Raw genomic sequence first — 1389 nt, forward strand, 5'->3', positions numbered from 1 at the left:
CATCACTTGAACACACTAATTACTTCTTTGATGTGTCCGCCGAATACCTAGAGCCAGCACTCGATCGTTTCTCTCAACAATTCACTGCACCATTGTTTAACGCAGATTATGTGCAACGAGAAGTCAATGCAGTGCACTCAGAATACAGTTCAAAAATCCAAGATGACGGTCGTCGCTACTTAGAAAGTTTCAAAGCCATATTAAATCCCGATCATCCCTACAAAAAATTTGCAGTTGGTAACTTAGAAACCTTAGTTGATCAGCCTGACATTACTCTGCGTGAAGCGCTCTTAGAGTTTTACGACATGCAGTACACAGCAAATCGAATGAAGCTCACTGTACTTGGCAAAGAAGACCTTGAAACACTATCCAGCTGGGTGGAAGAGAAATTCTCAAGCATCGCGAACAAAAATTTACCTGAACATAAAACCACGACACCATTTTTTAGCGGTGGTTTTTTACCAGCAAAAATTCAAGTCAAAAGTATCAAAGACACACGAAGTATTTCATTAAGCTTCCCTGTTCCGACGTCTCGTCCTTACATCAATACGCAACCTCTTGGATATATTGCCAACCTTATAGGGCATGAAGGAAAAGGCAGCCTGCTTTCCTCTCTTAAAAAGAAGCAGCTTGTTGATACGCTATCTGCTGGCCCTCAGTTCGACACAGATAATCAAGGGATGTTTATCATCTCTATGAGCCTTACCGAGACAGGCCTAAAGCAACAAGATGAAGTCATCAATGCCGTATTTGCCTACATCAACCTGCTAAAACAAAACGACCTCAATGAAATGTATTTCACTGAACAAAAACAACTATCAGAAATTGCATTCAAGTTCCAAGAAAAAGTCCCAGCGCTGTCCTACGTCAGAAGCTTGTCCTCAGCACTGCATGAGTTCTCGGCACAGGATATTCTCAGCGCGCCCTACAAGCTAAACAAGTTTGATAAGGAATTAATTAGCGATTACCTACACCTGCTTACACCCGACAATCTTTTAGTTAGCGTAAAAGCAAAAGATCTAGAAACCGATCAAGAAACACAATGGTTTAAGGCTCCCTACTCGGTTAAAAGCCTATCTGTGAGCTTGGTAAATCAACTTAAAAAGGCGGAAGCTAGCAAAGACTTAGCCTTGCCTGAGCCAAACAACTTCATTCCGAGCAACACCGAGCTCAGCAAAGCAGAAAACAACCCTATTCCTGTGTTGCTCTCGGCGCCTAAAGGTATGGAATTATGGCACGCGACTGACACAGAATTCGGAACACCAAAATCAACATTCTTTGTCAGCATTCGCTCTCCTCATGCCGTCGATACTGTCGAACACTTGGTTATGACGCAGTTACTCGTTTCGATGCTAACCGATAACCTCGTTGAATTTTCTTACCCCGCTT

1 protein-coding gene is annotated in these 1389 nt (G+C 42.6%); it reads left to right on the forward strand.

Going from position 1 to position 1389, the window contains the following annotated elements:
• On the forward strand, window positions 1–1389 hold a 1389-nt coding region (locus tag A3762_RS24735), incomplete at both ends, for an insulinase family protein (RefSeq protein ID WP_197469568.1).

The sequence above is a fragment of the Oleiphilus sp. HI0125 genome, assembly GCF_001635355.1.